This window comes from Streptococcus sp. 20925_1_44, assembly GCF_041432435.1.
Taxonomy (GTDB): domain Bacteria; phylum Bacillota; class Bacilli; order Lactobacillales; family Streptococcaceae; genus Streptococcus; species Streptococcus infantis.
On the sequence record NZ_JAPVZQ010000001.1, the window covers coordinates 117969 to 141494 of the forward strand.

Consider the following 23526-nt stretch of genomic DNA (forward strand, 5'->3'; position numbering starts at 1 on the left):
TCCCTTCTAATTTAGAAGGGAGTTTCATGTGCTAAAAAGGTTAATATAGTCAAAGTTTTCAGTTGAATAACTTGTAAAATGAAATAAAATCCTTTAAAATAAAAAGTGTTGGAGGAATTTATGAATGTAAATCAAATTGTGCGTATGATCCCGACGCTAAAGATAAATAATAGAAGATTAAATGAATTGTTTTATATCCAAACCTTGGGAATGAAACCCTTGCTTGAAGAGTCGGCTTTCTTATCGCTAGGAGACCAGTCAGGCATTGAAAAATTGGTTTTAGAAGAATCGCCAAGTATGAGAAGCCGTAAGGTTGAAGGGATCAAAAAATTAGCTAGATTGATTGTAAAAGTAGCGAATCCATCCGAGGTTGAAGCACTGCTAGCTAGAATGGAAAAACTTCCTCAACTCTATAAAGGAAATAAGGGATATGCTTTTGAAATCCTTTCACCAGAAGGGGATCTTGTCCTAATCCATGCGGAAGATGACATCAAAGATTTGAGAAAGTTTGATGAAACTGTTACTTTCACAAAAGATGAGGAAGTGCAATATTTGACAGCGTTTGAAATTTCAGCAGAAATTAACTTGCCTGCTGAAACGACGAGCCTGCTTGAAAAAGAGGAAATCGAAACTAGCATAACTTTTAAACAAGCCCAAGGTAGTGATTTGCTTGTTGAAAATAATGTAACTTGGGATTTGTCTATGTTGAAATTCCAAGTAAAAGAACTTGAATTGGCTAGTCTGCGTCAACTTTTTGAAACTGCAGGTTACTTTATTCCTAAGTCTGAGAAGTTTTTCCTAACCAAGGATGCCAACAATATCGAATTGTGGTTTGAAGAAGTATGAAACAAAAAATCATTCAAAAAATAGAGCAACAAATTGAGGCAGGGATTTATCCTGGTGCCTCTTTTGCGTATTATCGGGATGGTGAATGGTCTGATTGCTACCTCGGAGAAGCAAATCCAGAAATTGGAGAGCAGACTTGTCAAGGTTTAGTCTATGATTTGGCAAGTGTGAGCAAAGTCGTCGGAGTTGGAACTGTCTTAACTTTTTTGTGGCATCAAGGGGAATTAGATATAGAAAAGTCAGTGACAGAATTTTTACCTGACTCTGATTATCTAGATATCACCATTCGTCAACTCCTCACACATTCTACGGACTTGGACCCGTTTATTATCAATAGAGACCAGTTGAGTGCAGAAGAATTAAAAGAAGCCATGTTTCATTTGAATCGACGAGAGAAGAGGGCTTTTCTATACTCGGATGTGCACTTTCTCTTACTCGGTTTTCTCCTAGAGAACTACTTTGAAAAAGACTTAGACCAGATTCTACAAGAGCAAGTTTTGGATCCATGGAAGATGAAGGAAACTCAGTTTGGACCAGTTAGAAGTGCTGTTCCTACAGTTCGGGGACAGAAAGCAGGAGTGGTGCATGATCCTAAGGCACGTTTACTAGGTAAACATGCTGGAAGTGCAGGCTTATTTTCAACTGTGAAGGATTTAAAAATCTTCCTTGAGCATTATTTACAGGATGATTTTGCTGACGGATTAAGCCAAAATTTTTCAGATTTGAGTGATAAGGAACGCTCTTTGGCCTGGAATCTTGAAGGCGATTGGCTAGACCATACAGGCTATACTGGAACCTTTATCATGTGGAATCGTAAGAAGCAGGAAGCTGCGATTTTCTTGTCCAATAGAACCTACGAAAAAGACGAGCGTGCGCAGTGGATCATAGACCGTAATCAGGTCATGGACCTAATTCGTGAAGCAGACTAGGGAGGAAGTATGTCAAAAGCTCTTAAAGGAACTCTTTTTACAGTGATTGCTGGTATTGCTTGGGGCTTGTCTGGGACCAGTGGTCAGTACCTAATGGTTCATGGGATATCGGCTCTAGTCCTAACAAATATTCGTTTAATTGTTGCAGGTTTGCTCTTAGTTCTCTTGTCCTATATAAAGTCTAAGGAACAATTTTGGGCTTTTCTAAAAGATAAATCAAGTCTGTTTTCTCTCTTACTATTTTCATTATTAGGTCTCTTTCTGAATCAATTGGCTTATTTAACGGCTATTCACGAGACAAATGCAGGTACAGCGACGGTGCTTCAGTATGTCTGTCCTGTTGGAATCTTGGCTTACACATGTATAAAGGATAAGGTAGCACCTACTATAGCCGAAATCCTTTCTATGATTTTAGCAATAGGTGGAACCTTTTTAATTGCGACTCACGGTCAAATGGATCAGCTCTCTATGACACCAGCAGGTCTCTTTTGGGGCTTGTTCTCTGCTTTAACCTATGCTCTTTATATTATTTTACCCATTAAACTCATTCAAAAATGGGGGAGCATTCTGGTTATTGGTGTCGGTATGACCATCTCTGGGTTGGTAGCAGTGCCATTTACAGGGATTATCGGTGCTAGTCTACCTATGTCTTTTGATATTTTCTTAGCATTTGCTGGAATTATTCTCATCGGGACTGTTTTTGCCTACACGGCCTTTCTTAAGGGGGCAAGTATGGTTGGACCAGTCAAATCTAGTCTCTTGGCCTCTATTGAGCCAATCTCTGCGGTATTTTTTGCCTTCATGATTATGGGAGATATCTTTTATCCTGTAGATTTTCTTGGTATGGCAATGATTTTATTGGCTGTGACTATTATTTCTTTAAAAGATTTAATGCTAGAAAAGAAACACAAGTCCATTTAAGAACAGAACAACCCTATAAAGAGGTTGTTTTTTTATGCCCTAGTATCAATTTAATTAATTTTAAGATTGAAAGTTTATAATAAAGTTACAAAAATAAGCTAAACGGAGGAAATATGAATTTTATACAAAGTATTCATCCTGCTAAACCTTTAAGATACTTAAAATGGTTCGACATCTTCATCATTACTGTTTTAATGTTTGGAGAGTTTATCATCCGTTCTACTCAACAATTTATGGAGAGTCTATCACCTTCAACTGTTGCTAGTGTTGCGGAAACTACAACAAATGTAGCAAGTGATGGCGCAGCTTATTCTAGTAATTTTACTTTTCAATTGATGATGTTAGGGATTACTTTCCTTTATCTCTTGATTCGAAATTATGATTTTAAACAACTTCCTATACGCTTTTCCTGGTCTGTTTTCATCTGGGTTCCCCTTATCTTTGCTATTGTTGGTATTTTTGGTGATATTGTAACAACCCTTAGTGGTGAGTACAATTATTTTAATCCTCAGTTGATTCCTTTTATAGACCCAATGGAAATCATTAGAAAATTCATGGCCTTAACGCCAATGGCTATTGGCTATGCGCTTTTAAATGGTTTTTACGAAGAATTTTTCTTCTTGGGATTACTGACTTCAGTAAAAGAAAAGCATCAGTGGCTGGTTCTGGTATACTCGGTAATCATACGGATTTCTTTCCATACCTACCAAGGATTACTCTGGGCCTTAGTTATTGGGTTTGTATATGGACTATTCTATTATTTCTTGTACAAGTATGTAGTCAAGAATTTACTGCCATTCTTTCTTATGCATGCTCTTGCAGATATGTTTGGTTCAAGTCTCTTGTACCTCTTGATTACTTGGAGAACTTAAGCAAAAAATCCACTCATTCGAGTGGATTTTTTTATGAATGCTTTTAGTCTTTATTTTCGTATGGCAAGATCAAGTTCAAAAGGATACCTGTCATTGCTGATAGGGCAGTACCTGAAAGTGTAACTGGACCAAGTTTAAGGATTGCTCCACCAAGTCCAAGTACCAACATTGCACTTGCAATGATAAGGTTACGCATTTGTCCAAAGTCTACACGTTCCTTGATCAAAACTTTCAAACCGTTGCTGGCGATAACCCCGTAAAGAAGGATAGACATTCCACCAAGTACGGCGCTAGGGATTGTGGAAATCAAAGCAGTGAATTTACCAAGGAAGCTAAGGGCAATTGCGATAAAGGCTGCGTTACGGATAACTGAGACAGAAGCGATACGAGTCATACCGATCACCCCTGTATTTTCACCGTAGGTAGTATTAGCAGGTCCACCAAGGAAGGCAGATACAGATGTTGCGATACCGTCACCAAGAAGGGTACGGTGAAGACCTGGTTCTTTCAAGAATTGACGGCCACAGATTTGGCTCAAGACCGTGTGGTCTCCAATGTGTTCTGAGATTGTTACGATCGCGATTGGTAAGATTGCGATTGTCTCTGGACCGAAGTAAAGGTTGTATTCTTTGAAGGCACCACCTGTGCTAAATGGTAGGTAGAAACCTGGAATTTCGAACCAGTTAGCTTGAAGAACAGGTGTGAAGTCTACTAGACCAAGAAAGACTGCAAAGATATATCCACCGATAATGGCAAACAAGAAAGGAATGATACGAAGGAATCCTTTTCCTTTTGTATTGATAAAGGCAGCGATGAGGAAGGTAACCACAGCTACAAGAGCATTTTTCCAGTTGCCATCAGCAACAAGACCAGCATTTGTTACAGCTGAACCTGCAAGACCCAGACCAATTACGATAATCATAGGTCCGATAACGATTGGTGGTAAAAGTTTATCAATCCATTTTGTACCAGCAAAGCGGATGCTAGTTGAAACAAGAACGTAGATTAAACCAGTTAAGATAACCCCTGTTTGAGCAGCAGAAACATCGCCACCCATTTCCTTCATAGCAAGTGACATTGCAGTGATGAAGGCAAAAGAAGAACCGAGATAGACCGGAACTTTAAAGCCAGTACATACCATGTAAATCAGTGTTCCGACACCTGATGCAAACAGGGCAACAGATACAGGCATTCCCAAAATCAGTGGCACCAAGATGGTAGCACCAAACATTGCAAACACGTGCTGGAAGCTGAGTAGAATTCCCTTACCAAAAGAAGGACGTTGGTCAACGTCGAGTAACAAATCAACAGTTGATTCTTGTTTCATAAATACCTCACTTTTTGGGCATCAAAAAAGAGCCCATTATTTTACAGCAATAGGCTCTCAGAGTAAGACATCTTTAAAACATGGTTATCCCAATATTTAAAAAATTTCATATATATCTGCGTCTTCGTCACCTCACGGGATGACATTAAAAACCTTTGCTTGTGATAGTATAGCAGAAAAAAATGATTTTGTAAATCATTTTTTCCCGAGCCAAGAAACAAGAGAGCGAGGCATGATTTTGTAAATCATTTTTTCCCGAGCTGAGAAATAAAGACGCGAGGTATAATCTTGTGAGTATCTATTTAAAATATCCTAAAGTGGTCGTTTATTTGGCATACCAGCCTTACGTGGGTATTTATTTGGAGTTTCTTTTTTCTTTTCTACAATGGTGATGTAGCGAGGATCTCCATTAGGAAGTGTGTAGCTGATGTTATCTTCAACCTTACTAAAGAGAAGGTTGAGAGCATTTTTGGCTTCTGTCAATTCCTCAGGAGCATTACTGGCCTTAAGTGCCAAAAGTTTTCCACCAACTTTAAGGTAAGGAATGGTTAACTCTGAGAGAACTTGCATGCGAGCAACTGCACGAGCTGTCACAATGTCGAATTGGGCACGGAAGTTCTTGTCTTGGGCAAAGTCTTCGGCTCGTCCATGGTAGAAATGAATCCCTTCTAAATCAAGCTCCTCAGCTAGAAGCTGAAGGAAGTTAATGCGCTTGTTCAGAGAATCAATGATGGTCACATCTAGCTGAGGGTAGAGAATCTTCATAGGAAGACTTGGGAATCCTGCACCAGCGCCAATATCCAGTAACTTAATTTCTTGGTTTTCTATCAACCCTTGTAGAATAGGAGCGATAGAATCATAAAAGTGCTTAAGGTAAACCTCTTCCTTTTCAGTAATGGCAGTCAGGTTGATTTTTTCGTTCCATTCAACTAAGAGTTCGAAATAGCGCTCAAATTGTGCTTTTTGCTGGTCAGTAAGATTAATATTCTGTTGGTCAAGTAGTGAGTAAAAAGTTTCTGGTTTCATAGTTATATCCTTCTTGTATATCATCTTATTTTACCACAAAAACATGGAAATTTGATATACTTGTACTAATCTAAAAGCAGAAAGGAGCTTTATGATGCAATGGATGTTTTTTGGAGTTCTTGCTCTAATTATTTTCTTGGTGATTGACTGCTATAATAAATTGGTGAGAAATCGTATGCAGACCAAGGAAGCTTGGAGTCAGATCGATGTTCAGTTGAAGCGTCGAAATGATCTCTTACCAAACTTAATTGAAACGGTTAAAGGTTATGCGAAATATGAAAGTTCTACTCTTGAAAAGGTGACTGAACTCCGTAGACAAGTAGCTGCAGCAACTACACCTGCAGAAGCCATGAAAGCTAGTGATGCACTGACTCGTCAGATATCTGGTATCTTTGCGGTTGCAGAGAACTATCCTGACTTGAAGGCTAGTGGCAACTTTGCTCACTTACAAGAAGAACTGACTAACACAGAAAACAAAATATCATATTCTCGCCAACTTTATAATAGTGTCGTTAGCAACTACAATGTTAAATTAGAAACTTTCCCAAGTAATCTAGTTGCGGCTATCTTTGGCTTCAAGGCAGCGGATTTCCTTCAGACTCCAGAAGAAGAAAAGGCTGTTCCTAGATTTGATTTTAGTGGTTTAGGTGACTAAGATGCTGTACAAACAAATCGCTAGTAATAAACGTAAAACTTGGGTTTTATTAATTGTTTTCTTTCTTTTGTTAGCCATAGTCGGATATGCGGTTGGATATCTTTTCATGAACTCAGGTATCTGGGGCGTGACCGTAGCCATGATTATCGGTTTCATCTATGCCTTGACCATGATTTTTCAATCTACAGAGATTGTCATGAGTATGAATGGTGCGCGTGAAGTTGATAGGAATGAAGAACCTGTTCTCTATCATGTTGTTGAGGATATGGCTATGGTGGCGCAAATTCCTATGCCACGAGTTTATGTAATTGATGACTCGGGTTTGAATGCTTTCGCCACAGGTTCGAATCCTCAAAATGCTGCTGTAGCAGCAACTTCAGGACTTCTAGAAATCATGAATCGTGAGGAGTTAGAAGCTGTAATCGGGCATGAAGTTAGTCATATTCGCAACTTAGATATTCGAATCTCTACCATTGCTGTTGCTCTTGCCAGTGCCATTACCCTTTTATCGAGTATGGCTGGTCGTATGATGTGGTGGGGTGGAGCATCACGTAGTAGAAGAAATAGTGACCGTGACAGTGGAGGACTTGAAGTGATTATGTTAGTCATTTCTCTCTTAGCCATAGTTCTGGCACCTCTTGCAGCAACTTTAGTGCAATTAGCTATTTCTCGCCAACGAGAATTTTTAGCGGATGCTTCAAGTGTGGAATTAACACGCAATCCGCAAGGGATGATCAATGCTTTACAAAAATTAGAAAATAGTCAACCCATGAGTCATCATGTGGATGATGCTAGTAGTGCACTTTATATCAATGATCCTCAAAAACCAGGTTTCTTGAAAAAACTATTTTACACGCATCCACCTATTTCAGAACGGATTGAGCGTTTGAAACATATGTAAAAAACATCCAGAGGTTTTTCTTTGGATGTTTTATTTCTAAAAGTTAAAGATCTTGTAAATCAACTACTTCTAAACCATGCTCTGTCAGACTATAGATACTCGTACAGACTTCTTTTAAGAAACGTCGATCATGCGAAACAGTGACCAGACCACCAGAATAATTGGCAAAGAGTTTTCTGATTTCTGGTTGAGAAGTTGGAGAAAAATTTCGTGTGGGTTCATCCAGAAGGAGAAAGTTTGGTTTTCGCAGAACTAAATTCAAAAGAAGGAGTTTCCCTTGTTGACCTCCAGATAAGGAGTGGATTTGGTGGTGCATCTCTGGATAGCTGAAATTAAGACTGGCTAAGTGAGATTGGATTTTCTGTATTTCCTCTTTGTGTCCAGTTTGGCTGAGAAATTCTACTGGGGATAGATCCAATTGCAGAGTTTCTTGGTAATCTTGTGGCATAAAACCAAGCGAAATCTCTCTTTTGCCGCTTAGTAGTTGATGTAACTTTGCTAAAAGAGTGGATTTGCCAACGCCATTGGGACCGATAATGCCGATTTTATCTTGACCACGGACAGTTAATTGTAGCCCTTGAGACAGAATTCGTTGGCCAATGGATAAAGTATCATTTTCTAGTCGAACTAAGACTTTTGAAGCCGCTAATGGCTCTATATCTGAAAAGAAAAGTTGGATTTGTTCCTCTTCAAGTGGCTTTTGGGTCATGGACTGAGCTGCTTTTTCGTAACGTTTTTCTTGAGAAAGAACATTTTTCATCTTTTTAGCTAATAGGCGACCGGCAGTACTGTCTTTGGTAGCTCGAAGTGCAGTTTCTACATTTTGCTTGACGCGACGATGCTTCTCCATGGTTTTGTCATAGGCTCTCTGGTCGTTAGCAGCTTGCTGGCTTTGTCTGGCAAAATTAGCCTTTCTCTGGTCACTATAGCTATCGTAGTCTAAATGCTCTACTAGCGTTTCCGCTTCTTTCCGGTGCTTGATCAGTCGCAAGTGGATAATGGTGTTTGCTGTTTGAGAGAGAAAGTCTTCATCATGAGAAATGAAAATAACGGTTTGCCTGGTTTTATGAATCTGTTTTTTTAGCCAATCAACCATCTCTATATCCAGGTCATTTGAAGGTTCATCTAAAAATAAAATCTCAAAGGGTTTGGCAAATTCATGGATGAGCTGAATTTTCAAAGCTTCACCACCCGAGAGACTACCAATTTCTTGATCACTTGTAAAACGACTGCTGTCAAAGTGTAATTCATCAGACAAGCGATAGAGAATGCTGTAGTCTAAATCAGCAGAATCCAAAAAGAAGTAGTCCTGTAGAGATTTTTTCTTCAGTTCTTCAGGGAGATGTTGGGGAATGTAGGCAAGGGACTGAAGGTCAGATTGGATTTCGCCCCTGATAGTGAAACCAGCTAATCTTTCTCCCATTAAGGTTCGAAGTAAGGTTGATTTTCCATTTCCTTCTTCGCCTATAATAGCGACCTTTTCTCCATCTTGGATGGTAATGTTTAAATCGGAAACAAGGTCTCTTAAATCTTTGTTTTGTGTAATGGTCAGATGATTGATTTTTATCATATTATTGCCCTTTCTAGAATGTTCATATTGCATAACAAAAAGCTCTACTTTACCTAGTAGAGCTAATCGTCTATGTCAAAAAAACTCTTTTAAAAGGGCTGAAAATCCAGCAGAAAAAGAGCACACAAAAAAGAGACAGAAACAAGATCTACTAAATAAAGGTTCCTTATTTGATAGACTTAGTTGTTCATGTCTCCCTTACCTCCGAATATTGTTGCAATCATCATACTCTTTTTGAGAAAATTTGTCAAGATTAAGCCAGAAAATCCTCTATTTTTAAAACCCAAAAACAGGTCCATAGAGTGTCAAAACGTGCTTAACTTGAGCGTAGTGGAACTTGTCATAGTTTCGCCAAGCAGTGCGGGCTTGGTCATTTAGTTTTAGACTACCAAGTCCAATAAAAAGACTAGTCCGTTGGTAAAAACTTTCCAGTTCAATTAAGATGGCGTTGTCTAGTTTGTCAGCTTTTTTAAGTGCTCTGAGAATTTCGTCTATATTTTGTTGTAAGCGTAGGTCATCTGGCAATCCCTGTTTACAACTTTGTATTGTTTGGTTTAATTTTGAAACGAGTTGATAGGCTTCTGTTAAAAGAGCTTTGTCTTCCATATGAGCGTCCTCCTTTGCTCATGTATTGATGCCTATAGTATAGCACAAAAAATAAATTTGTCATAATAAATATATCAAAAAACACAGAAAGATGTTTTAAAAGTTTAGAGGCTTTACTTGACCTCCTTTCATGGTATAATCAAGGAAGTAAATCTTTATGGAGGAAGTATGAAATTAAATATTCAAGAAGTTCGTAAGCAGCCTGAAGGCTTGCATTTTGAAGTATCCTTAGACTTAGCAGCCGACTTACGTGAGCGTAACCAAGAAATTTTAGACGTAAAAGATATTGTCGCAGTTGGGAAGGTTCAGTATGAAGACCGTATGTTTTTCCTAGATTACCAACTGTCTTATACCATCGTACTTGCTTCTAGTCGTAGTATGGAACCTGTTGAGTTAGCAGAGTCTTATCCGGTGACAGAAGTCTTTATGGAAGGTGCTACCAATCAACTGGACCAAGAAGTTCTTGATGATGACTTGGTTTTACCTATCGAAAATGGTGAAATCGACCTGGCTGAAAGTGTTTCGGATAATATCTTGCTAAACATTCCAATCAAGGTCTTAACAGCAGAAGAAGAAGCTGGTCAGGGATTTGTTTCTGGAAATGACTGGCAAATCATGACTGAGGAAGAATATCAAGCTCAACAAGCAGTCAAAAAAGAAGAAAATAGTCCTTTTGCAGGTTTACAAGGGCTGTTTGATGGAGACGAATAGATGGTTTTATCCAAGAAACGTGCCCGTCATGTCATTGAGGAAATCATAGCTCTTTTTCCAGATGCAAAACCTAGTCTAGATTTTCGCAATCATTTTGAACTCTTAGTTGCAGTTATGTTGTCTGCTCAGACGACAGATGCGGCAGTAAACAAAGCGACTCCAGCTCTTTTTGAAGCCTTCCCTACGCCTCAAGCCATGGCGGACGCAAGTGAGAGTGAAATTGCAAAACATATTTCTCGTTTAGGTCTGTATCGAAATAAAGCAAAATTTCTTAAAAAATGTGCGCAACAGTTATTAGAAGATTTTGATGGTCAAGTTCCTCAGACTAGAGAGGAATTAGAAAGTCTAGCAGGAGTTGGTCGCAAGACAGCCAATGTTGTCATGAGTGTGGGCTTTGGAATTCCAGCTTTTGCAGTGGACACTCATGTGGAGCGCATTTGCAAACACCATGATATTGTTAAAAAATCAGCTACACCATTAGAAGTTGAAAAACGTGTCATGGATGTCTTGCCACCAGAAAAGTGGTTGGCGGCGCATCAGGCCATGATTTACTTTGGTCGTGCTATCTGTCATCCGAAAAATCCAGAATGCGAACACTATCCACAATTGTATGATTTTAGTTCATTATAAGGTCAAACATTGAATGTTTTTACTTGCTTTGAACTGGGCTTTGTGATATAGTAAGAACAATAAAATATTCCTTTAAACCTGTCCCGTGAGGCAGGCAAGGAGCTCGATAAAGTAGAAGGGTAAGTCTATGCTGTTTCCAGTATGGCTCGCTTAATGATACATTCTCAAGTCTCCTTGTCTAAGGAGACTTTTCTTTTTGGAGGTTTGTCATGAAGACAAAAGAAGTTGTAGACGAATTAACCGTCAAGCGAGCAATTACGCGTATCACTTATGAAATTATCGAACGCAACAAAGATTTGAACAAAATCATTTTAGCGGGAATTAAAACACGTGGTGTCTTTATCGCTCACCGCATCCAAGAGCGCTTGGAACAATTGGAAAACATCTCTGTTCCCGTTGTAGAATTAGATACCAAACCTTACCGTGACGATGTCAAAAGTGGTGAAGATACATCCTTGATTTCTGTGGATGTGACAGACCGCGAAGTTATCTTGGTGGATGATGTTCTTTACACAGGACGTACAATTCGTGCCGCTATCGATAACATTGTCGGACATGGTCGCCCTGCCCGTGTAAGTCTTGCAGTATTAGTTGACCGTGGACACAGAGAATTGCCAATTCGTCCAGATTACGTTGGGAAAAATATTCCAACTAGTCGTTCTGAAGAAATCATCGTTGAGATGACAGAACTTGATGGCCAAGATAGAGTTTTGATTACTGAAGAAGCTTAAAAGCTAAAGGAGTAGCCATGTCAGAAAATCAACAAGCACTCAAACATGTGGTGTCCATGGAAGATCTCACTGTAGATCAGGTTATAAAATTGATTAAACGAGGGATTGAGTTTAAAAATGGAGCCCAGTTGCCCTACGAAGACCATCCCATTGTTTCCAACCTTTTCTTTGAAAATTCGACAAGAACGCATAAATCCTTCGAAGTTGCAGAGATTAAACTGGGATTGGAACGACTTGACTTTGATGTGAATACAAGCTCGGTAAACAAGGGTGAAACACTCTATGATACAATCTTGACCTTGTCTGCGCTTGGTGTAGATATCTGTGTTATTCGGCACCCAGAGGTTGATTACTACAGGGAATTGATTGCGAGCCCAACCATTACGACATCGATTATCAATGGTGGTGATGGCTCAGGGCAACATCCTAGTCAGAGTCTGCTTGATTTGATGACAATTTACGAAGAATTTGGCCGTTTTGAAGGGCTCAAGGTTGCCATTGCAGGTGACTTGGACCATTCACGTGTTGCCAAGTCCAATATGCAGATTTTGAAACGTTTAGGTGCTGAACTTTACTTTGCAGGACCTGAGGAATGGAGAAGTCAAGAATTTGCAGATTATGGTCAGTTTGTAACTATTGACGAGATTGTTGACCAGGTGGATGTTCTGATGTTGCTTCGAGTTCAACATGAACGCCACGAAAGTGGAGCAGTCTTCTCAAAAGAAGAGTATCACGCTCAACATGGCTTGAACCAAGAACGCTATAATTGCTTAAAAGAAGAAGCAATCATTATGCATCCGGCTCCTGTGAATAGGGATGTGGAAATTGCCGATCATCTTGTTGAAGCAACAAAATCACGCATTGTCCAACAAATGACCAATGGAGTATTTGTTCGAATGGCAATCTTAGAATCCGTATTGGCAAGTAGAAAAGCCAAATAAGACACAAAACGTTAAAAGACGCCAGTGAGCGTCCACGAGAGGTGAAAATATGACAAAAAGACTTCTAGTTTTAGAAGATGGCACAGTTTTTGAAGGTAAGGCCTTCGGTGCAGATATTGATGTAACAGGGGAAATAGTCTTTAACACAGGGATGACAGGATATCAAGAATCCATCACAGACCAATCTTATAATGGACAAATCTTGACCTTCACATATCCACTAGTAGGGAATTATGGAGTTAACCGTGACGACTACGAGTCTATCAGTCCTACTTGTAAGGGAGTTGTGGTTTTTGAAGAGGCTCGTAGAGCCAGCAACTGGCGTAACCAAATGACGCTGGACGAATTCTTGAAGGCTAAGAAAATTCCTGGAATTTCAGGCATTGACACTCGAGCTCTTACAAAGATTATTCGTAAACATGGTACCATGAGAGCGACTCTAACACATGCTGGCGATAGTATGGATCACATTGCAGATCAACTTCAAGCAACTGTCTTACCGACTGATAATATCAGACAAGTTTCTACAAAGACTGCTTATCCGGCTCCAGGAGTTGGCTTGAGCGTTGTTTTAGTAGACTTCGGCCTTAAACACTCTATTTTACGAGAGCTATCTAAACGTGATTGTAACGTGACTGTAGTTCCATACACAACTACGGCTGAGGAAATCTTGCATTTAAACCCTGACGGAGTTATGTTGTCAAATGGTCCTGGGAATCCAGAAGATGTACCAGAAGCTCTTGAGATGATCCGTGGTATTCTAGGGAAAATTCCAATCTTTGGTATCTGTATGGGGCACCAGCTCTTTGCGATGGCAAATGGTGCTAAGACCTATAAAATGAAGTTTGGTCACCGTGGCTTTAACCACGCAGTACGAGAAATTGCAACTGGGCGCGTGGACTTCACAAGTCAAAATCATGGTTATGCAGTTAGCCGTGAAGATTTACCAGAGCACTTAATCATCACCCACGAAGAAATCAATGACAAGTCAGTTGAAGGCGTACGTCACAGATATCTACCAGGTTTCTCTGTACAATTCCATCCAGACGCAGCTCCTGGGCCACATGATGCAAGTTATCTATTTGATGAATTCATCGAGATGATGGAAGCTTTCAAACAAGCAAACTAAAGACGAGTAAGAAATCGTCGGAGAATTTATTTAATGGCAATCAGAGAGTTGCCGAATAGAAAGGAGAAGGGTAGTTCGTATTTGCTGAACTGAATACGGGCTACGGACGGTGCTAAAAAGATAGTTATTCCTAGAACTAACAGTTCTTCGTCATAACTCCTATTTTAGCTTTGCCCGCTTGACGCCCTTAATATCTTATAAATGCCTAAACGTACTGATATTCAAAAAATTATGGTGATTGGTTCTGGTCCGATTATTATTGGTCAGGCTGCTGAGTTTGACTATGCTGGAACCCAGGCCTGCTTGTCTTTGAAAGAGGAAGGGTATGAGGTTGTCTTGGTAAACTCAAACCCTGCGACTATCATGACGGACAAGGAAATTGCAGACAAGGTTTACATTGAGCCAATCACACTTGAGTTTGTGACACGTATTCTTCGTAAGGAACGTCCAGATGCCTTGCTTCCAACACTTGGAGGTCAAACAGGGCTTAATATGGCAATGGAGTTGTCTAAAAATGGTATCTTAGATGAGCTTGGTGTTGAACTTCTCGGGACTAAATTGTCAGCCATCGACCAAGCAGAGGACCGCGATCTCTTTAAACAATTGATGGAAGAACTCAAGCAACCGATTCCAGAATCAGAAATTGTAAACACAGTTGAGGGAGCAGTTGCCTTTGCAGCAACTATTGGCTATCCAGTTATCGTCCGCCCAGCCTTTACTCTAGGTGGTACTGGTGGTGGTATGTGTGCCAATGAGGAAGAATTGCGTGAAATTGCTGAGAATGGTTTGAAGTTGTCACCTGTTACCCAGTGTTTGATTGAACGTTCCATTGCCGGTTTCAAGGAAATTGAGTATGAAGTCATGCGTGACTCAGCTGATAATGCCCTTGTTGTTTGTAACATGGAAAACTTTGACCCTGTCGGAATTCACACAGGGGACTCTATCGTATTTGCCCCTGCGCAAACCATGTCCGACTATGAAAACCAAATGCTTCGTGATGCTAGTTTGAGCATTATCCGCGCTCTCAAGATTGAAGGTGGATGTAACGTTCAGCTTGCGCTTGATCCACACAGCTTTAAGTACTATGTTATCGAAGTAAATCCTCGTGTATCTCGTTCTTCAGCTCTTGCCTCTAAGGCAACAGGTTACCCAATCGCCAAATTGGCTGCCAAGATTGCGGTAGGGTTGACCTTGGATGAAGTTATTAACCCAGTTACAGGTTCAACCTATGCTATGTTTGAACCAGCCCTTGACTATGTGGTGGCTAAGATTCCACGTTTCCCATTTGACAAGTTTGAAAAAGGGGAACGTCGTCTTGGTACCCAGATGAAGGCAACTGGAGAAGTTATGGCCATTGGTCGAAACATCGAGGAATCTCTCCTTAAAGCTTGTCGCTCTCTAGAAATTGGTGTCCATCACAATGAAATGCCAGAGCTTGCAGATGTTTCAGATGATGCCTTGATTGAAAAAGTTGTCAAGGCTCAAGATGACCGTCTCTTCTACGTATCAGAAGCTATTCGTCGTGGTTATACACCAGAAGAGATTGCTGACTTAACTAAGATTGATATCTTCTATCTTGATAAACTCTTGCATATCTTTGAGATTGAGCAAGAATTGGGCGCACATCCTCAGGATGTCGATGTCCTAAAAACAGCAAAACTCAATGGTTTCTCAGATCGTAAAATCGCAGAACTTTGGGGAACTACGGCTGATCAAGTTCGCCAACTTCGTTTAGAAAACAAGATTGTCCCAGTTTACAAGATGGTAGATACTTGTGCCGCAGAATTTGAATCAGAAACTCCGTACTTCTACTCAACATATGGATGGGAAAATGAGTCTATCAAGTCTGATAAGGAATCTGTACTTGTCCTAGGTTCTGGTCCAATCCGTATCGGTCAAGGGGTAGAGTTTGACTATGCGACAGTTCACTCTGTTAAGGCAATCCAAGCTGCTGGCTACGAAGCCATCATTATGAACTCAAACCCAGAGACAGTTTCAACAGACTTCTCTGTATCAGACAAACTTTACTTTGAACCATTGACTTTTGAAGATGTCATGAATGTCATCGATTTGGAGCAACCAAAAGGTGTTATCGTTCAATTTGGTGGTCAAACAGCTATCAACCTTGCGGAGCCATTAGCAAAAGCTGGTGTGACTATCCTTGGTACTCAAGTTGCTGACTTGGACCGTGCAGAAGACCGTGACCTCTTCGAACAAGCCCTCAAAGACTTGGATATTCCACAACCTCCTGGACAAACAGCAACCAATGAAGAAGAAGCAGTGCTTGCTGCACGTAAAATTGGTTTCCCAGTTCTCGTTCGCCCTTCATATGTTTTGGGTGGACGTGCTATGGAAATCGTTGAGAATGAAGATGATCTTCGTTCTTACATGCGTACTGCGGTTAAGGCAAGTCCAGACCACCCTGTTCTTGTTGACTCTTATATCGTCGGACAAGAGTGTGAAGTTGATGCCATTTCAGACGGACAAAATGTCCTCATCCCAGGTATCATGGAGCATATTGAACGCGCTGGTGTCCACTCAGGTGACTCCATGGCGGTTTATCCTCCTCAAACCTTGTCGCAAAAAGTTCAAGAAACGATCGCAGACTACACCAAACGTCTTGCAATTGGCCTCAACTGTCTTGGGATGATGAATATTCAGTTTGTTATCAAGGATGAGAAAGTCTACGTTATTGAAGTTAACCCTCGTGCCAGTCGGACTGTTCCATTCCTTTCTAAAGTAACCAATATCCCAATGGCTCAGGTAGCGACTAAGTTAATTCTTGGTCAAAGTCTTGAAGAACTTGGTTACCAAGATGGACTTTACCCAGAAAGCACTCGCGTTCATATCAAGGCACCAGTCTTCTCCTTTACCAAGCTAGCTAAGGTAGACAGCCTGCTTGGCCCTGAAATGAAGTCGACAGGGGAAGTCATGGGTTCTGATACCACTCTTGAAAAAGCTCTATACAAGGCCTTTGAAGCTTCTTATCTTCACTTGCCAACCTTTGGTAATGTTGTTTTCACTATCGCAGATGATGCAAAAGAAGAAGCTTTGGATTTGGCTCGTCGTTTCCAAAATATTGGCTACGGAATCCTTGCAACTGATGGAACAGCAGAGTTCTTTGCAAGTCATGGATTGCAGGCACAAGTCGTTGGAAAGATTGGTGATAATGAGCACGATATCCCAAGCTACGTCCGCAAAGGAAAAATTCAAGCTATCATCAACACAGTTGGTACCAAACGGACAGCTGATGAAGATGGTGAACAAATCAGACGTTCAGCAATTGAACATGGAGTTCCTCTCTTTACAGCTCTAGACACAGCAGATGCCATGCTAAAAGTACTAGAAAGCAGAAGTTTTGTCACAGAAGCGATTTAAATAAAAAAATGATTCTCGTAAGGGAATCATTTTTTATTTTATGAAAATGATAATATTCTTACGATTTTCATATCCATTATTATGTAATTGAGATTTTAAAAAATGTTATTTTCTTATCCTATAAAATTTAAAATATTAAACCGTTTACACTTGACAAAAATTGGTCTATACCATATAATAAAATAAAGAATATGGAGGACAAAATTATGAAAGTTATTCAAGTGGAAAATCCAATTGAGGGTGGAAAAGTTGCTTTTGATATCTTAAAAGAAAAATTAGCAAATGGTGCTAAAACACTGGGTCTTGCGACAGGAAGCAGCCCTCTCGAGTTTTATCAACAAATCGTTGAGAGTGACCTTGATTTTTCAAGCCTAACAAGTGTGAACCTAGATGAATACGTAGGGCTAGATGGAGATAACCCTCAATCTTACCGTTACTTCATGCAAGAACATCTATTTAATAAAAAGCCATTTAAGGAAAGCTTTTTACCTCGTGGTGTCAAAGATAATGCAGAAGAAGAAGTAGAACGCTATAATCAAATTCTTGCTGCTCATCCAGTTGATTTGCAAATTTTGGGAATTGGTCGAAATGGTCACATCGGCTTTAATGAACCAGGAACTCCATTTGATAGTCAAACCCATCTTGTAAATCTTGATCAGTCTACTATTGAAGCAAATGCTCGCTTCTTTGATAAGATTGAAGATGTCCCAACACAGGCTATCTCAATGGGCATTAAGAATATTTTAGACGCTAAGTCTATCCTTCTATTTGCTTATGGAGAGTCAAAAGCAGAAGCTATCGCAGGTACTGTTGAAGGTCCAGTAACTGAAAACCTTCCAGCAAGTAGTTTGCAAAACCATCCAGATGTAACTATTATTGCGGATGCTGAAGCGTTAAGCCTATTAAAAAATTAAAAGGTATCATTCTATCATTTGAGCTATTCAAACAATTAGTTTGGATGGCTTTTTTTAAATACTAGTAAGTAAAAAGAAAAAAATTATAGGACATGACAGGAAATAAAAAGTATAAATAACACAAAAACGTTTTTAGGATACAATAAATATATAAAACAATTATTTTGTAATTATATTTCAAATTATTTTATGATTAAAACTAGACTTTGATAAAAAATACTGGTATACTGAATTCGTTTACTGTTAAACAATTAAATTTAAGGAGAATATTTAAGGTGAATAAGAAAAAAATTACATTTTTTTCGTTTATGATTTTCGTATTTACTGTTATATTTTCTCTTAGCTTGAGCAAAGCTTTTGCAGAAAATACAACCAGTGGCAAGACTGTTGACACAATTACTTCACTCAATATTACGAATGAAAAAGGTGGTAATCTTGATAAAGATTTGCAGCAGTGGGTTACATTTAAGCTAAATGCAAATTATGACTTAACAGATAAAGATGTTAAAGCTGGGGACACAACTGTTGTAGATTTATCAGAATTACTTTATATAGAATCAGATAATTTCGAGATTCGTGATGAAAATACAAACGAAGTAATCGCAAATGCTAAAATTGATGAAACAAAAAAACATATCGTCTTAACCTATACTGATTATGTTGAAAAACACTCTGATACCAAAGGTTCTTTCTATGTCTATACTCGAGTAGATTTCCAAAAACACCCTGAAGAAGGAGAAATCACTGTCGAGGTAACGATTAATGGGAAAACACAAGTAGTTGGAAAAGTTAACTTCACCGGTGTTGGAGATGGAAATCCTGTGTTGTTTTCTAAAACAGGATGGGTAAGTAGTGAAGATCAAAAGACTCTTTCATATACCATTTCAATCAACCGTACTAAGGAAAGTCTTCAAAATGCTACAGTAGAAGATACATTGAAGTTTTCTAATGCAACTTATATCAAAGATAGCATTCGAGTAATCAAAGGTAAGTTTGAGTATGTCAATGGTCTTTGGGAATTTACGGATAGAACAGATGTAACAGACCAACATACTGTTACAGTAAGTGAAGATGGCCAGTCATTTGTTATTGAACTTGGTGATATCACAGAAAATGACCAATACCGCATTGAATATAATGTTCAAGCAAATTATTCACCGGCAGACGGAGAAGTATTAAATAATGATGCTGTCCTAAAAGGTAAAGGAAAGGCCGTTAAATATGTTGAGCAATCCACTGTCGTTCAAGTAGCAGGTGGTTCTGGGGTTGGATACGTATTTACGATTAATATTCATAAAGTTGATGATGAAAATCAACCAGTAGCTGGTGCTAAGTTTAAAGTCGTACGACAAGCTAATAATCAAGTTATTGGAGAGTACGTTACAGATGCTGAAGGAAAAATTACAGTAACTGGTCTTTTAAAAGATAAGTATATTCTCACAGAGGTTGAAGCGCCAAAAGGTTATGTTATGAATGCTGCAGATACAGAAGTAAATGCAACGGATTTTGGAGCAGATAAGTCAGTTACCAAAACAATTGTCAATCCAAAAGAACAAACCACAACAACTTCAACAACAACAACGACAGAAGGGCCAACGACTACTTCAACAACAACGACAGAAGAGCCAACGACTACTTCAACAACAACGACAGAAGAGCCAACGACTACTTCAACAACGACAACGACAGAAGAGCCAACGACTACTTCAACAACGACAACAACAGGAGAGCCAACGACTACTTCAACAACGACAACAACAGAAGAGCCAACGACTACTTCAACAACGACAACAACAGAAGAGCCAACGACTACTTCAACAACGACAACAACAGAAGAGTCAACAACTACTTCAACGACAACAACAACTTCAAAACCAGATGTTCCTGGTACGACTACAACAGAGGAAAAAACAAAACTTCCAAATACTGGGGAGTCTACTAGTTTAGCACTAGTTATTGCAGGTGTTGTGATGTTTGCAAGTGCTCTAGTTCTGAAAAAGAATTCTTCTAAATAATCGATTTAGAACAACAATAATTTTTAAAAGAGGGCTCTAATGTCCTCTTTTTTTATGAATAAAATGAATAGATTACACTATTTTTTCTTGACAATTTATATCATTCCATGTAAAATAGAATAGATCTTGAACTTGAAGGGAGTGAAAAAAATGTCTAAAACAGTAGTACGTAAGAATGAATCTCTTGACGATGCACTTCGTCGTTTCAAACGTGCGGTTACTAAAGCTGGTACTCTTCAAGAAACACGCAAACGTGAATTCTATGAAAAACCTTCTGTAAAACGTAAACGTAAATCAGAAGCAGCTCGTAAACGTAAAAAATTCTAATTGAAATGAAAGGCTAGGCTTGTCTAGTCTTTTTTTTGCACACTGTTTAGAGATAGGATGAACTTATGAAAGAGTATATAAAAGAATATCAAAAGATGCGCGAAAAACGCTTTAAGGATTGTGGTTATTATTCAACTCCTATAAACTGGCAGGAATTTGAAGAGTCTAATCAGAGGATTTTTCAAAAGTATTTGAAGGATTCGAAAGTATTGTCCGATGATGTTTTAAGGACAAAGTTGTACAGTAGCTTATTGCTAGATGATATCAAGTATTTTGCATACTATATAGCTTTTTTAGACGGAGATTACAAACAATTAAATAATGCTCTGTGGCAAACAGGAAGAGAAGAATTGATTAGAGGTGGTTTGCTTGCAAGTGGAACAATCTATACTGATGGTATTTTAAGGGGCTTATTTACCTCTTTTGCATGTAACGATTTTTCAGTCATTTCATCCTATATACCCAAAGACTTGCCTTTACTGAAAGGAACCTATTATCCCCAAAATGTCATCAATCTTTTGCACGCTCTTTATTATCAGGATGAAGACAGATTATCAGAGTCTATCATATTGGCACAACAGTTTCTCGAGAAGAAAAAACGAACAGGTATGGAAGAATGTTCTGTTCGTTACTTTATAAACTTGGCAAGAAAAGACGTAGCTGGGATAAGCCAAAACTTACAAAACTTATGCCTAGCTTATCAGAGACGGGGTTATCCCTTTGAGAAGATAGATAAATGCTTCGCTGATGAAGTTCATGGTCTTTATCGCTTGGTGAAATATTTTGATGATTCCATGTTTGAAGAAGTTCGTATGCCGTCTCATAAGACTTTTCTGCAGGAATTTGAAAAATGGCAAGTTCACAATCAGTTTCCACAAGGACAACAGTTCTATATCTATCCACAAGATATGGCTGATGCAAACAAAATACTAAAAAATGAACTTCCGAGAATTCACATAGAAAAATCAGGAAGGAATTTGGTAATAGATGTTGATCGATTTGCCGTTGATTTGGCTAAGGTATTGAATTGATGATTGTCTTATTTTCTAAATAAATCACTTGCTTACTAAGAAATAGATGTTCACCTACAATTATCAAATATAGATCTGTCTAAATTGATTCGTTGGTCAAAAAATTGTAGAAGTTATTCAATAATTTATTTGAAATATAAAAACAATCATGCATTTCAATTGAATTTTAAAGACAAATGTAGTAAAATTGTAATAAAATAGTGTAATTTTACACGGAGGTAAATAGGGATGAAAAACCAGAAAAGGTTTGGAAAATTATTAATCACTTTATTGTCTACAGGTGTGCTTTTGGCCGCTCTTCAAAGTCAAGAAATCATCACTGCTGAAGAAACAACGACTGCAGCACCTGCTACGACTGAACAGGTGGCAGATACTACTACTGCAGAAGCTGTAACAACTACAGAAACTCCTGCACGTGAAGCTAAAGAAGTAGCTGCAGAAGTGACTGGTACTATTAAAAACCATGATATTAAATATTATGAATACTATACAGATGTAGACCTTTCTTTTTCACTTACAGAAGATGATGTGAAAGAAGGAGACTATGTTACAGTTACATTAGAAAACGTCGCTATCTTAAATCAATTAAATGGCAAGGACGTCACTTACGAAGGTAAGACAATTGGTAAAATTTCAATTGTTTCGTTTGAAAACGTCAATAAAGCACGTCAAGGTTCAAACGATACAGCTCAAATGCGACAAGCTGAATTGGAATCAACACGCGCCACATTAAAAATTACATTTACGAAAGCTATTGAAACTGAAAAACCAGATGTATTGAAACAAGTCAAGTTCCAAATTACATCAGATAACGCTTATAATGGAGCTGTAATCGCAAATAAAGACTACACTTTAAACCAAGTGATAAAAGTGGGATCTTCTTCTGTGACAAGTACAGTAGATATTCCGAAAGTAGAACAATTTGCTACTGAGACAAATTCAATCAACTTCACACCTTCTGGAAATACGATTAAATTCAAGGCTGATGGATCATATGAAACGACTACACAATTCCAAGTTCGTGGAAGTGAAGGTATGAAAGTTGGTTCAACTGTTGAGTTAGAATTCAATGATGCTTCAGGTATCGAGTGGAAAACAAGTGGAGATGATGCAATTAAAGTGGGCGACACACACCAAGCTTACTTTATCTTACCTGTATACAGTTCATATGAAGTGAACGAATATGGAGCATATGTATTCCCAACAGGTGTAGCACCTAAGTTTAAAGTAACTTCAGTTTCAGCTAAGAAAATCACACTTGAAATGATTTCAGGAGATGTTCCAAAAGAATTAGGTGTATTCTTCGGTGTTGGTCAAAACCGTATTAATATCATTGATAAATCTAAGATTGATCTTGAAAAAATGCAATATGATGTTTCGAAAGTAGCTACGGCAACTATTGATGGGAAAAATTCAAAGGGTATCTATATTTACCGTATCATTAATGACTCTGCAGGTGCACAATTAGTTCTTGATACGCTTGTCACAGACTACAAAGATATCGATACAAAAGAAAATCTTAAACCACAGGATAAGGGTTGGAAAGATCCAGCTACTATTGATGGATATGAGTTTGTAAAAACAGAAAAAGACCGTGAAGGAAATCGTATCCACTGGTATAAAAAAGTAGAACAAACTACGACAACAACAACTAGTACTACGACTACAACTACCACGACAACAACAACTAGTACTACGACTACTTCAACAACGACAACAACAGAAGAGCCAACGACTACTTCAACAACGACAACAACAGAAGAGCCAACGACTACTTCAACAACCACAACGACAGTAGAGCCAACAACAACTACAACAACAGAAGAATCAACTACCACTACTACAACAGTTGAGACAACTCCAGGTAAATCAAGTGAAGAAACTCCTTCAGGTAAAACAACTGAAGAAACAAGACCTGAAACTACGTCTACAACATCTGAACCTAAAAAGGAATTGCCAAATACTGGTTCTAAAGAATCATTGTTTGCAACTGGTGTAGCACTCTTGGTAGCTGGTCTTGGAGTCTTGGGCTTAAAGAAACAAGATAACTAAAGTGCACTATCTAT

General features: G+C 38.8%; 21 protein-coding genes. 17 read left to right on the forward strand and 4 right to left on the reverse strand.

The features are described 5' to 3' along the window. Positions 1 to 120 precede the first annotated feature (120 nt). From O3643_RS00560 to O3643_RS00575, 4 genes are all read left to right on the forward strand, one after another. Positions 121 to 846, forward strand: coding sequence for a CppA N-terminal domain-containing protein (locus tag O3643_RS00560; protein WP_371499090.1), 726 nt, complete (start codon positions 121 to 123; stop codon positions 844 to 846). After that, positions 843 to 1775, forward strand: a complete 933-nt coding sequence (locus O3643_RS00565) for a serine hydrolase domain-containing protein (protein WP_371499092.1) — start codon at positions 843 to 845, stop codon at positions 1773 to 1775. The genes O3643_RS00560 and O3643_RS00565 overlap by 4 nt, the downstream gene beginning before the upstream one ends. Before the next feature lie 9 nt (positions 1776 to 1784). Beyond that, complete coding sequence (locus O3643_RS00570; RefSeq protein WP_371499094.1) at positions 1785 to 2696, forward strand: DMT family transporter; 912 nt, start codon at positions 1785 to 1787, stop codon at positions 2694 to 2696. A gap of 113 nt (positions 2697 to 2809) precedes the next feature. After that, on the forward strand, positions 2810 to 3568 hold the full coding sequence (locus O3643_RS00575; protein WP_371499096.1) for a CPBP family intramembrane glutamic endopeptidase: 759 nt from the start codon (positions 2810 to 2812) through the stop codon (positions 3566 to 3568). A 43-nt stretch (positions 3569 to 3611) separates the two neighbouring features. On the opposite strand, the gene O3643_RS00580 is transcribed toward O3643_RS00575, so the two are convergent. Together O3643_RS00580 and rsmG are read right to left on the reverse strand one after the other, a co-directional pair. Continuing rightward, positions 3612 to 4895, reverse strand: coding sequence for a uracil-xanthine permease family protein (locus tag O3643_RS00580; RefSeq protein WP_036753427.1), 1284 nt, complete (start codon positions 4893 to 4895; stop codon positions 3612 to 3614). Positions 4896 to 5207: 312 nt separating this feature from the next. After that, on the reverse strand, positions 5208 to 5921 hold the full coding sequence (rsmG, locus tag O3643_RS00585; protein ID WP_371499098.1) for a 16S rRNA (guanine(527)-N(7))-methyltransferase RsmG: 714 nt from the start codon (positions 5919 to 5921) through the stop codon (positions 5208 to 5210). 94 nt (positions 5922 to 6015) lie between these two features. On the opposite strand from rsmG, the gene O3643_RS00590 reads away from it, so the two are divergent. Both O3643_RS00590 and htpX read left to right on the forward strand, forming a co-directional pair. Then, complete coding sequence (locus O3643_RS00590; RefSeq protein ID WP_371499694.1) at positions 6016 to 6576, forward strand: LemA family protein; 561 nt, start codon at positions 6016 to 6018, stop codon at positions 6574 to 6576. A 1-nt stretch (position 6577) separates the two neighbouring features. Continuing rightward, positions 6578 to 7477, forward strand: a complete 900-nt coding sequence (gene htpX, locus O3643_RS00595; protein ID WP_371499100.1) for a zinc metalloprotease HtpX — start codon at positions 6578 to 6580, stop codon at positions 7475 to 7477. 43 nt (positions 7478 to 7520) lie between these two features. Here the strand turns inward: htpX and O3643_RS00600 are convergent, their stop codons facing one another. Both O3643_RS00600 and O3643_RS00605 read right to left on the reverse strand, forming a co-directional pair. Further along, positions 7521 to 9080: an ATP-binding cassette domain-containing protein gene (locus O3643_RS00600; protein ID WP_371499102.1), complete on the reverse strand. Its 1560-nt coding sequence runs from the start codon at positions 9078 to 9080 to the stop codon at positions 7521 to 7523. Between the two features lie 243 nt (positions 9081 to 9323). Then, positions 9324 to 9653: a helicase BlpT gene (locus tag O3643_RS00605; protein WP_371499104.1), complete on the reverse strand. Its 330-nt coding sequence runs from the start codon at positions 9651 to 9653 to the stop codon at positions 9324 to 9326. A 168-nt stretch (positions 9654 to 9821) separates the two neighbouring features. Between O3643_RS00605 and O3643_RS00610 the strand changes: the two genes are divergently transcribed. The 11 genes from O3643_RS00610 to O3643_RS00660 all read left to right on the forward strand — a co-directional run bounded on the left by O3643_RS00610 (position 9822) and on the right by O3643_RS00660 (position 23512). Beyond that, complete coding sequence (locus O3643_RS00610) at positions 9822 to 10364, forward strand: DUF177 domain-containing protein (protein ID WP_281137966.1); 543 nt, start codon at positions 9822 to 9824, stop codon at positions 10362 to 10364. After that, positions 10365 to 10994: an endonuclease III gene (gene nth / locus O3643_RS00615; RefSeq protein ID WP_254724336.1), complete on the forward strand. Its 630-nt coding sequence runs from the start codon at positions 10365 to 10367 to the stop codon at positions 10992 to 10994. 209 nt (positions 10995 to 11203) lie between these two features. Beyond that, positions 11204 to 11725: a bifunctional pyr operon transcriptional regulator/uracil phosphoribosyltransferase PyrR gene (gene pyrR, locus O3643_RS00620; RefSeq protein ID WP_004252509.1), complete on the forward strand. Its 522-nt coding sequence runs from the start codon at positions 11204 to 11206 to the stop codon at positions 11723 to 11725. Positions 11726 to 11742: 17 nt separating this feature from the next. After that, on the forward strand, positions 11743 to 12666 hold the full coding sequence (locus tag O3643_RS00625) for an aspartate carbamoyltransferase catalytic subunit (protein ID WP_371499107.1): 924 nt from the start codon (positions 11743 to 11745) through the stop codon (positions 12664 to 12666). A 49-nt stretch (positions 12667 to 12715) separates the two neighbouring features. Further along, positions 12716 to 13795 carry a carbamoyl phosphate synthase small subunit gene (locus tag O3643_RS00630; protein WP_006151564.1) on the forward strand — a complete coding sequence of 360 codons (1080 nt, stop codon included), beginning with the start codon at positions 12716 to 12718 and terminating at the stop codon, positions 13793 to 13795. Positions 13796 to 13996: 201 nt separating this feature from the next. After that, on the forward strand, positions 13997 to 17173 hold the full coding sequence (carB, locus tag O3643_RS00635; RefSeq protein ID WP_371499109.1) for a carbamoyl-phosphate synthase large subunit: 3177 nt from the start codon (positions 13997 to 13999) through the stop codon (positions 17171 to 17173). Positions 17174 to 17379: 206 nt separating this feature from the next. Next, entirely contained in the window at positions 17380 to 18087 is a 708-nt protein-coding gene (locus O3643_RS00640; RefSeq protein ID WP_371499111.1) for a glucosamine-6-phosphate deaminase, read from the forward strand. Positions 18088 to 18395: 308 nt separating this feature from the next. After that, positions 18396 to 20102 (forward strand): Ig-like domain-containing protein, encoded by a 1707-nt coding sequence (locus tag O3643_RS00645; RefSeq protein ID WP_371499696.1) that lies wholly within the window; start codon positions 18396 to 18398, stop codon positions 20100 to 20102. Between the two features lie 150 nt (positions 20103 to 20252). Then, positions 20253 to 20429, forward strand: a complete 177-nt coding sequence (gene rpsU / locus O3643_RS00650; protein WP_000048054.1) for a 30S ribosomal protein S21 — start codon at positions 20253 to 20255, stop codon at positions 20427 to 20429. Between the two features lie 65 nt (positions 20430 to 20494). After that, positions 20495 to 21460 (forward strand): hypothetical protein, encoded by a 966-nt coding sequence (locus O3643_RS00655; protein ID WP_281137059.1) that lies wholly within the window; start codon positions 20495 to 20497, stop codon positions 21458 to 21460. A gap of 228 nt (positions 21461 to 21688) precedes the next feature. Next, positions 21689 to 23512, forward strand: coding sequence for an LPXTG cell wall anchor domain-containing protein (locus O3643_RS00660; RefSeq protein ID WP_371499113.1), 1824 nt, complete (start codon positions 21689 to 21691; stop codon positions 23510 to 23512). The last annotated feature ends 14 nt before the right edge of the window (positions 23513 to 23526 follow it).

What these genes read in the sequence shown, in the direction of transcription:
- O3643_RS00560 (WP_371499090.1), top strand. Translation starts at nt 121, where the DNA reads ATGAATGTAAATCAAATTGTGCGTATGATCCCGACGCTAAAGATAAAT.
- O3643_RS00565 (WP_371499092.1), top strand. Translation starts at nt 843, where the DNA reads ATGAAACAAAAAATCATTCAAAAAATAGAGCAACAAATTGAGGCAGGG.
- O3643_RS00570 (WP_371499094.1), top strand. Translation starts at nt 1,785, where the DNA reads ATGTCAAAAGCTCTTAAAGGAACTCTTTTTACAGTGATTGCTGGTATT.
- O3643_RS00575 (WP_371499096.1), top strand. Translation starts at nt 2,810, where the DNA reads ATGAATTTTATACAAAGTATTCATCCTGCTAAACCTTTAAGATACTTA.
- O3643_RS00580 (WP_036753427.1), bottom strand. Translation starts at nt 4,895, where the DNA reads ATGAAACAAGAATCAACTGTTGATTTGTTACTCGACGTTGACCAACGT.
- rsmG (WP_371499098.1), bottom strand. Translation starts at nt 5,921, where the DNA reads ATGAAACCAGAAACTTTTTACTCACTACTTGACCAACAGAATATTAAT.
- O3643_RS00590 (WP_371499694.1), top strand. Translation starts at nt 6,016, where the DNA reads ATGCAATGGATGTTTTTTGGAGTTCTTGCTCTAATTATTTTCTTGGTG.
- htpX (WP_371499100.1), top strand. Translation starts at nt 6,578, where the DNA reads ATGCTGTACAAACAAATCGCTAGTAATAAACGTAAAACTTGGGTTTTA.
- O3643_RS00600 (WP_371499102.1), bottom strand. Translation starts at nt 9,080, where the DNA reads ATGCAATATGAACATTCTAGAAAGGGCAATAATATGATAAAAATCAAT.
- O3643_RS00605 (WP_371499104.1), bottom strand. Translation starts at nt 9,653, where the DNA reads ATGGAAGACAAAGCTCTTTTAACAGAAGCCTATCAACTCGTTTCAAAA.
- O3643_RS00610 (WP_281137966.1), top strand. Translation starts at nt 9,822, where the DNA reads ATGAAATTAAATATTCAAGAAGTTCGTAAGCAGCCTGAAGGCTTGCAT.
- nth (WP_254724336.1), top strand. Translation starts at nt 10,365, where the DNA reads ATGGTTTTATCCAAGAAACGTGCCCGTCATGTCATTGAGGAAATCATA.
- pyrR (WP_004252509.1), top strand. Translation starts at nt 11,204, where the DNA reads ATGAAGACAAAAGAAGTTGTAGACGAATTAACCGTCAAGCGAGCAATT.
- O3643_RS00625 (WP_371499107.1), top strand. Translation starts at nt 11,743, where the DNA reads ATGTCAGAAAATCAACAAGCACTCAAACATGTGGTGTCCATGGAAGAT.
- O3643_RS00630 (WP_006151564.1), top strand. Translation starts at nt 12,716, where the DNA reads ATGACAAAAAGACTTCTAGTTTTAGAAGATGGCACAGTTTTTGAAGGT.
- carB (WP_371499109.1), top strand. Translation starts at nt 13,997, where the DNA reads ATGCCTAAACGTACTGATATTCAAAAAATTATGGTGATTGGTTCTGGT.
- O3643_RS00640 (WP_371499111.1), top strand. Translation starts at nt 17,380, where the DNA reads ATGAAAGTTATTCAAGTGGAAAATCCAATTGAGGGTGGAAAAGTTGCT.
- O3643_RS00645 (WP_371499696.1), top strand. Translation starts at nt 18,396, where the DNA reads ATGATTTTCGTATTTACTGTTATATTTTCTCTTAGCTTGAGCAAAGCT.
- rpsU (WP_000048054.1), top strand. Translation starts at nt 20,253, where the DNA reads ATGTCTAAAACAGTAGTACGTAAGAATGAATCTCTTGACGATGCACTT.
- O3643_RS00655 (WP_281137059.1), top strand. Translation starts at nt 20,495, where the DNA reads ATGAAAGAGTATATAAAAGAATATCAAAAGATGCGCGAAAAACGCTTT.
- O3643_RS00660 (WP_371499113.1), top strand. Translation starts at nt 21,689, where the DNA reads ATGAAAAACCAGAAAAGGTTTGGAAAATTATTAATCACTTTATTGTCT.